Raw genomic sequence first — 8,865 nt, 5'->3', positions numbered from 1 at the left:
TGTTCATGGATTTCTAGGAGGGATTTACGCGTCCTTGTGTGCATATCAACTGATCTATAAAAATAAGCCAACAATTCAAATTATGAAGTCATCGGCTTAAGCAGGATTCGGGTTACTTTAGGATTGGGTACAGCATTAGATGCGCTTCTAAATGGAATTTTAGAAGGGGTAGATGGTGCAGGCCAGGCATTATTCGATAACCTGGTTGAACCACTAGTTAGCGATATTTTGCTAGATACCGTGCTTGAAGAAACTGGCCTAACGACTGGTTTAAATACCTTGCTCGGATCATTAAATGCATTGCTAAGTACTTTAGGGCTGGATGATGTTTTACCAGCTGTTGATGGCTTAATAGACCTGATCGCTCAAGAAGCCTTAAGTAATCCATTAACGCTATTTGGTGGAACCACTGCTGAAGTCTACGAAGTCAATGGAGAAATCTACCGTGCAACAGGCAATATTCAGGAAACTTCAGCCGACGGCACACAAGCGGATAATTGGGCGGGTGGCGTATTAACTGAGATTAATGGGCAGCCAGTAACTTTCGATTTAAGTGATGAGGGAGGTAACTTTACCATTATCGAAGGGACATATGGTGAGCTCAAACTCTATGAAAATGGTAATTTCAGTTATGAATACAATAGTTCATTAGGCCAGGGCCCATTACTCAGTGAAGTATTTGAATATACGGTAACGCGTAATGCCGGACAGGCCGATCAGGAAAGTGCTTCAGCAAATCTGGTGATCAATATTGATCGCGTAAACCAGATAATTAACTATGCTGACGATCCAACAGATAACCTGTTACAGGGTGGTGCAGGTGATGACATCCTGACGGGTGGTGCAGGAGCCGATACAGCGATCTATTATTTACTAAATGATGCTGATGCAACTGGCGGCAATGGTACAGATACCTGGACTGACTTCAATGCAGTTGAAGGTGACACCATCGATGTATCTGCATTATTAAGTGATCAGGCAGTAAATGCGTCAAATCTGGGGAACTATATCACACTCGAACAACGTGGAGATGATACAGTCGTGACGATCGATCGTGATGGTTCCGATACTAATACCACCTTTGCACGCGCTGATTTGCTGATATTACAGAATGTAGACAGTGCAACTTTACAGCTGGATGACATCATTAAATATAATCCAATCTAATCAGAAGTTTTTAAAATGGATTATTCATAAAAATTTATGATGTCATTGAACTTCAATTAAAAAATCCCGCTTAATGCGGGGTTTTTTAATTTTATATGGCATTTAAAGTGTTAAAAACCAGATAGAAGCAGCAATGACGACAATTAAGATAATCAGAAAGATTTTTAGATTGGTTTTAGGATAAGTGGTGCTTAAGCTCGCTTTCGTAATTTCCTGACCTGCGGGATCATACAGAATCACCTTTTGTGCACTATTTTCATAACCTAATTCTAGCAGGGCACGCTGTTCAAGAGCTGTCAGACCCTCTTCAGGCATATCCATAACTTGCAGCAGCGTTGTAGAGCCCCAAAGTTTTTGAACAATTGAAGTAGATACCAGCTGTTTTAGGGTGTCTGAGGCAGCATTAAAGTCGGCAATGATGCTGCGTTCATGCGCATAGGGAACGGGAGGGACCATTGTTTGCACAATCGTGCCCTCATTGTCCATCAGTTGCATTTTATCTTTATAAATTTGCACCCATATTGCATTGGGAAGTTTGGATAACTGATCTTGCAGCATGAATTGCCTACGTATTGCTTTGATATTAAATTAAATAATCTATAAACATATCCCGTATCAAGACGGGATATGTAATGTTCCATTACTTGGCAGGAGCACCATATTCATTATTTTCTTTTTTGGTATCACTTGCCCACCAGATAATGAGTAAAATGGCTCCTATCCCTGTCAGTACAAGCAATTGCCACCATCCAGAGCGTCCAATGTCATGCAAGCGACGTGCCCCTACAGCCAGACTTGGGAGCAGAAGCGCTAAATTTAGCAGGCCATTCACCAAAGGTTTGGTGCCTAAAACTGCATCAATGGCTTCACTAATAATGCTTAAAATTACACAAAACAGCATAAAGAACCAAAATTCTTTACGGCGTGCACGACCTGAAAAGTTTGCATAATTGGTTAGACATTTTACAAACCAGTCGATACTGCTGTAATTCTCTTCAGCCTGATCCAGATTGGAATATTTATTAATCTGATTGCTAATGCTTTCTCCCAGATGAATCGAGTTTCCCAAAGCCAGATAAATATCTGCTGCCTGACCGGTTGAGTTAACAATAAAATCAACCCGGTCACCGCGTGAAGGAGGGCGTTGTCCACGCCAGTCTGCACCGCTAAAACTGTAGCGGTTGTTATCATCCCCTGTGATAAAACCCGTATTATCTTGAATAGAAAAATCCAGGATGGAACCTTTCATAAGCCCTCTCTATTTATCTTCTGGCTATTATGGATTTGTATAAATATTATTCATATATGGCCGATAGTAGCATAGGAAATTTATTTTGAGATCAAGCTTTTATAAAAATATTTAGGTAATAAATTTTCACTATCTAAAGCTAGAAGTTCTGATTAATAAGAAGTTGATTTAGCCGATAACAAATAATTTAGTTAAATTTAGATTTTCTTAATTTGTTGAATAATAAGGAATGATTTAATGGAGCAAAACTAAGATAAGTTTAATAAGGCTAAAAATATACTGAAATTTATAAAATAGAATTTAAATCAATAACTTAATTAATTTTAGTATTTTATTCAATATAAATATATTGCGAATTTTTACGTAGAGTTTGAATAAGAAACTAATCCCCAACAGACTTTGCTTAAGTTAATAAATGCTTAGATATTGATCTCATAAAACAACTTAAACATTACACTGTTTTTAAGTGAATTCACCTATTTTATAAAGGCAATTTTAATTAATAAAACATTAAAGGGTGTCATGATGAAAGCTATTCCAATGAAGAAGATGATTAACTGCGTTGCGATGAGTGGTGTATTGCTATTCACTGCTGGTCAAACGATGGCAATGAATCAGCAATCTTCAACTGCTGCTCAAGCAAATTCTAAAGCATCAAATGACAGCCGAATGAATTTAACTGAGAGCCAAGTGATTAAGGTTGTAAGTACGGTCAATAACGGTGAAATCAAACAGGCAAAAACAGCCTTGCCTAAGCTTAAAACAGATGACGCACGTAAGTATGCGCAAATGATGATTAGCGAACATACAGCGAACGAGAAAAAAGGCCAGGCTCTGGCAGACCGTTTAAAATTAACTCCTCAAGCAAGCAGTCTCAGTACGGCATTGCAAAGCGATAGTGACAAGATTGTTACTGACCTGAGCAAGCCATCTGCAGCCGATAAAGACTATATGATGAGTCAGGTTGAAGTACATCGTAAAGCCCTGAACACTTTGGATACACAATTGATTCCAAATGCGAAAAATGCGGAATTAAAAAGCATGTTGACGCACACCCGTACTGCGGTAGCGACACATCTGAAAAAAGCTGAACAAATCGTTGAAAAGATGAAATAAGTTAAGCATTCATCCAATAAAAAAACCGCCATTTTAGGCGGTTTTTTTGATCATAATACTTTATATATTATGTGATATTTCTTACCAGCTTAACGCGCCACCAGTTTGATAATCTGTTACGCGAGTTTCGAAGAAGTTCTTCTCTTTACGTAGATCCATCATTTCTGACATCCACTGGAATGGATTGTTCACACCAGTAAACTGTTCAGGCAAGCCTAACTGGCTCAAGCGACGGTTACAGATAAATTTCAGGTATTCTTCCATCATACCGGCATTCATGCCCAATACACCGCGTGGCATCGTGTCACGTGCATATTCGATTTCAAGCATGGTGCCTTCAAGGATCATCTGAATCACTTCTTGCTGGAATTCAGCAGTCCACAGATGTGGGTTCTCGATCTTGATCTGGTTGATCATATCAATACCGAAGTTCAGGTGCATAGATTCATCACGCAGGATGTACTGGAATTGCTCAGCAACACCATTCATCTTGTTACGACGACCCATAGACAGAATTTGGGTGAAACCGCAGTAGAAGAAGATACCTTCAAGTACACAGTAGAATGCGATCAGGTTGCGAAGCAAGATCTGGTCGTTTTCTGGTGTACCGGTTTTGAAAGTAGGATCACTTAAAGATTGAGTATATTTCAGGCCCCAAGCCGCTTTACGCGCAACTGATGGAACTTCGCGGTACATATTAAAGACTTCGCCTTCATCCATACCTAAAGATTCAATACAGTACTGGTAAGCATGCGTATGAATCGCTTCTTCAAATGACTGACGCAGGATGTACTGACGGCATTCAGGGTTGGTGATGTGACGGTAGATCGCCAATACCAGATTGTTTGCTACTAGTGAATCCGCAGTAGAGAAGAAACCAAGTGAACGCATCACGATGGTACGTTCATCTTCAGTCAAGCCATTTTCAGACTTCCACAACGCGATGTCGTGGTTCATGTTGATTTCTTGAGGCATCCAGTGGTTCGCACAACCATCCAGATATTTCTGCCAAGCCCATTCGTATTTGAATGGCACTAACTGGTTCAAGTCAGCACGGCAGTTGATCATACGTTTATCATCAACCTGTACACGCTGTGCGCCCATCTCAAGTTCTTCAAGACCAGGCGCAACGTCCAGTTGGTCTAGGGAAGCAGATGCTCTTGCCAGTGAATCGGTTGAATTTGATCCTGCGCTTCGAGGGGCTGCAGCGGGTTGTGCAGCTGCCACATTCGACGATGTGTTGCTTGCATCAGATACCATCTGCGGATTAGCCGTTTTTTTCGGCTCGACGGGCGTAGGCTGCTGTTCAGGTGCAGCCGGTTTTTGCGAATCATCTTCGAAATCGTCCCAACTTAGGATAGACATATCAATTCTCTCTAGTTGCTTTATATCTTTTATTAGACATCCAGCAGTGCTGAGATGTCTTACTATACGCTCAATTTGTGTAAACAAAATTAAGTTTTGTCGATGAATGCTCTGAATTTGTTCAGAGATAAATCCCCACTACTTATTTTGTTTACGCTGTTGCTGGCGAACTTTAAACCAGAAATAAGCAATCGGTGCGTAAAAGGTAACGGCAAAGGAAAGGATCAATGCCACAAGTCCTAACATGTAGTTGTGAGTCATATGGGGCATAGGTTTTCCTTTAATTTAAGTCGAGAGGCTTTTCAGCCTCCCATCTTTTTACCACAAGCTTAGTTGAGCTTGATTCGGATAACTCCGACAATGTGAGCGAACATACTCTAACCGATTAAATCGGATGCGAGTGTAGTTGCACACACTGACAGGCTTATCCAACGAGCACATAACTCTCATCAGCATCTCCTTTTTGTAAAAGACGCTTTCAGAGGATGACTCTTTACCTAAACTTTGCTAAAGTATTCTGCGTTAAGTCGTCGAAAATTTAACATCTAGAATACTCTAGCGATTCAGGGAAGTATTTCCTCTGAAAGCTTGGGTTTTCAAACCAATGGTCTGTCAGTTTTGGCAGGCCATTTTTATTGCCTAAAATTTTTCTTTATATCCGCACCTCCTTTGATTTTTCTCAGTTAGTTTGGAATCCCCCTAAATCCCCCTTTTGCAAAGGGGGACTTGCATCCCACCATTTGCTTCGAGAAATCTCCCTCCTTTGAAAAAGGAGGGTCGGGGTGGATTAGAAACCCGTCAGATTACTGACAAGCCTCACAATCAGGATTATCAATTGAACATGCTTGTGGCACTGGCGCTGCTTGAGTGAAACCTTCTTCCTCTACAGGCGCTTCAGGTTTTTTCTCTTCAACCACTGGTGCTGCAACTACAGGAGCCGCAACAGTTGCAGGCTTAACTGCATTCAATGCACCAGTATTAATGGTTGATTTCTCAGCAGAAGTTGCACCTAAGGCACGTAGGTAGTAAGTCGTTTTCAGACCACGTAACCAAGCCATCTTGTAAGTGATGTCCAGTTTCTTACCGTTTGCACCAGCGATGTACAGGTTCAGAGATTGCGCCTGATCGATCCATTTTTGACGACGAGAAGCAGCATCTACGATCCAGCGTGGCTCAACTTCAAACGCAGTCGCAAAGATCGCTTTCAATTCTTCAGGAATACGAGAAATCTTTTGTACTGAACCTTCAAAGTGTTTCAGGTCATTGACCATCACTGCATCCCAAAGACCACGTTCTTTCAACGCACGTACCAGGTACGGGTTGATCACTGTGAATTCACCAGACAGGTTAGATTTCACATACAGGTTCTGGAATGTAGGCTCGATTGACTGAGACACGCCACAAATGTTCGAAATAGTTGCAGTCGGAGCAATCGCCATCACATTCGAATTACGCATACCGTCTTTTTGAACTTTGGCACGTAAAGTGTCCCAGTCCAGACGTTGTGTGCGGTCTACTTCAAACATGCGTTCTGGACGAGTTTTCGCAACCAGGTCAAGTGAGTCGATTGGCAGAATACCTTGATCCCACAATGAGCCTTTGAATGTTTCATACGTACCGCGTTCAACAGCAAGGTCACTTGAAGTTGAAATTGCGTAGTAAGAAATCACTTCCATTGATTCATCAGCAAACTCAACCGCAGCGTCAGAACCGTAAGCCATACCCATTTCGTAAAGCGCATCCTGGAAGCCCATGATACCCATACCGACTGGACGGTGTTTCAGGTTCGAGTTACGTGCTTGTGGAACTGCGTAGTAGTTGATGTCGATGACGTTATCGAGCATACGAACCGCAGTTTTCACTGTACGCGCCAGTTTTTCACGATCCAGCTTGCCGCCTTGGACGTGTTGTACCAGGTTGATCGAACCTAAGTTACATACTGCGATTTCTTCTTTGCTGGTGTTCAGGGTGATTTCTGTACAAAGGTTAGAAGAGTGAACCACACCTACGTGTTGTTGTGGTGAACGCAGGTTACATACGTCTTTAAATGTGATCCAAGGGTGACCTGTTTCAAACAACATAGACAACATTTTGCGCCACAAATCTTTTGCACGGATTTTCTTGTGCAACATATTTGTTTCTTTGGCAATGCTTTCGTAGTAAGCATAACGCTCAGCGAATTCTGCACCAGTCAGATCGTGAAGATCAGGTGTTTCAGAAGGGGTGAACAGAGTCCATTCGGCATCTTCAAATACACGTTGCATGAACAGGTCAGGAACCCAGTTCGCAGTGTTCATGTCGTGAGTACGGCGACGGTCATCACCAGTGTTCTTACGCAGCTCAAGGAATTCTTCGATATCCAGATGCCAGGTTTCCAGGTATGCACATACCGCACCTTTACGTTTACCACCCTGATTTACTGCAACAGCAGTATCGTTGGCAACTTTAAGGAATGGCACCACACCTTGAGACTTACCGTTTGTACCTTTAATGTAAGAGTTCAGGGCACGAACTGGAGTCCAGTCATTACCTAAACCGCCTGCCCATTTAGACAGCATTGCGTTATCACGCATCGCGCCATAGATGTCAAACAGATCATCATCAATTGTAGTTAAGTAGCAGCTAGATAACTGTGGACGTAGCGTACCTGAGTTGAACAGGGTAGGCGTAGACGCCATGTAGTCGAAGCTAGACAATAAGTTATAGAACTCGATTGCACGGTCTTCACGGTTATCTTCGTTCAGGGCAAGACCCATAGACACACGCATGAAGAACAATTGCGGCAATTCGAAACGCACGCCATCTGAGTGGATAAAGTAACGGTCAAATAGGGTTTGCAGACCTAGGTAAGTGAACTGGTTTGAACGTTCTGGTTGAATCGCTGCAGCCAGCTTAGCCAGGTCAAAGTTTAACAATTCAGGTGAAAGAAGCTCTAACTCAATCCCTTTTTTCAGGAAAGTTTCAAGTGCATCACCTTCATTAGTATCAGTGGATAGACCCAAGAACTCTAAACCGGTAGCCACCAGGTCATCACGCAACAGACGTGCAGTCACATAAGTATAGTTAGGTTCTTGCTCAATACGGGTACGAGTTGCCATCATCATTGTGGTAGAGATGTCAGACTCTTTTACACCATTATAAAGGTTTTTTACGGTCTCATCGACAATCGCCTGTACGTCGATCCCTTCAAGGCCTTCAGCAGCACGAGTCACAGTCGCAGTCAATTCGCTTAAGTCAAGCGGCTTTAATTTACCTTCTGCATCAGTGACTTGCAGTGTAGGGTGATGGTTGGCACCTAACTGTTTGCGCGCTTCAGAACGTTGTTCACGGTAGATGACATAGGCACGTGCAACTTTCTGTTCGCCAGTACGCATCAGCGCAAGTTCAACCTGATCCTGAATTTCTTCGATATGGATCGTACCACCCGATGGTAAACGGCGTTTGAATGTATTCAGAACCATTTCCGTTAATTGTTCGATACGGTCGTGTATACGGCTCGAATCTGCACTTTGCTGGCCTTCTACTGCCAAAAATGCTTTTCCAATTGCAACAGAAATTTTTTCTGCATCAAAAGCGGCAACATCACCGGTGCGTTTAATCACCTGAAGTTGACCCGGAGTGGACGTGATTACGCTCATGTTAGCATAGCTCCATTGTCATCTATTTTTATGTTTATGGACCGTTTGAACTGGGCAAAAATCGTGCCACAGTGTTCGAGGAATAAACACAAGACCTAGTGGTTATAAAATTAATTGAACACAAGATACGGGAAAATTTAGGGTAGATCAATATTGACATTTTGCTAAATATTTTTCTGAAGTTTTATCTTAATCTTTTGCAAAAAGATCCCAATTTTTATTGATTCTTGCATAAGCCTTATCCGGCAAGGCATAGCATATCAAAGCTGGCAAAAAGTGCTTATAGATAACATTGTGGATAACTAAAAAGGCCTGAATCAACTAGTCACA

General features: G+C 42.0%; 7 protein-coding genes and 1 pseudogene. 3 read left to right on the top strand and 5 right to left on the bottom strand.

All coding sequences use genetic code 11. The features are described 5' to 3' along the window. Both G5T77_RS16345 and G5T77_RS16340 read left to right on the top strand, forming a co-directional pair. Positions 1–100, top strand: a pseudogene (locus tag G5T77_RS16345) (IS982 family transposase); the annotation flags it as partial. 23 nt (positions 101–123) lie between these two features. Further along, the gene (locus tag G5T77_RS16340; protein ID WP_159124292.1) at positions 124–1,167 is read left to right on the top strand and encodes a type I secretion C-terminal target domain-containing protein; all 1,044 of its coding nucleotides are present in this window, start codon (positions 124–126) and stop codon (positions 1,165–1,167) included. Between the two features lie 102 nt (positions 1,168–1,269). Here the strand turns inward: G5T77_RS16340 and G5T77_RS16335 are convergent, their stop codons facing one another. Further along, a complete protein-coding gene (locus G5T77_RS16335; RefSeq protein ID WP_159124293.1) occupies positions 1,270–1,725 on the bottom strand; it encodes a hypothetical protein in 456 nt (151 codons plus the stop codon). An 82-nt stretch (positions 1,726–1,807) separates the two neighbouring features. Continuing rightward, positions 1,808–2,416: a DUF805 domain-containing protein gene (locus tag G5T77_RS16330; protein WP_159124294.1), complete on the bottom strand. Its 609-nt coding sequence runs from the start codon at positions 2,414–2,416 to the stop codon at positions 1,808–1,810. Positions 2,417–2,941: 525 nt separating this feature from the next. On the opposite strand from G5T77_RS16330, the gene G5T77_RS16325 reads away from it, so the two are divergent. Further along, complete coding sequence (locus G5T77_RS16325; RefSeq protein ID WP_171505613.1) at positions 2,942–3,532, top strand: DUF4142 domain-containing protein; 591 nt, start codon at positions 2,942–2,944, stop codon at positions 3,530–3,532. An 81-nt stretch (positions 3,533–3,613) separates the two neighbouring features. On the opposite strand, the gene G5T77_RS16320 is transcribed toward G5T77_RS16325, so the two are convergent. The 3 genes from G5T77_RS16320 to G5T77_RS16315 all read right to left on the bottom strand — a co-directional run bounded on the left by G5T77_RS16320 (position 3,614) and on the right by G5T77_RS16315 (position 8,535). Continuing rightward, positions 3,614–4,897 carry a ribonucleotide-diphosphate reductase subunit beta gene (locus G5T77_RS16320; protein WP_004785102.1) on the bottom strand — a complete coding sequence of 428 codons (1,284 nt, stop codon included), beginning with the start codon at positions 4,895–4,897 and terminating at the stop codon, positions 3,614–3,616. Positions 4,898–5,035: 138 nt separating this feature from the next. After that, positions 5,036–5,167, bottom strand: a complete 132-nt coding sequence (locus G5T77_RS17405; RefSeq protein ID WP_005237071.1) for a hypothetical protein — start codon at positions 5,165–5,167, stop codon at positions 5,036–5,038. A 533-nt stretch (positions 5,168–5,700) separates the two neighbouring features. Beyond that, a complete protein-coding gene (locus tag G5T77_RS16315) occupies positions 5,701–8,535 on the bottom strand; it encodes a ribonucleoside-diphosphate reductase subunit alpha (protein ID WP_159124296.1) in 2,835 nt (944 codons plus the stop codon). Positions 8,536–8,865 lie beyond the last annotated feature (330 nt).

Origin of the sequence: Acinetobacter sp. GFQ9D191M (assembly GCF_011174875.1) — a bacterium.
GTDB lineage: Bacteria > Pseudomonadota > Gammaproteobacteria > Pseudomonadales > Moraxellaceae > Acinetobacter.
Note: the sequence above shows the minus strand (reverse complement) of the source record. Positions and strands in the feature narration are given on the sequence as shown.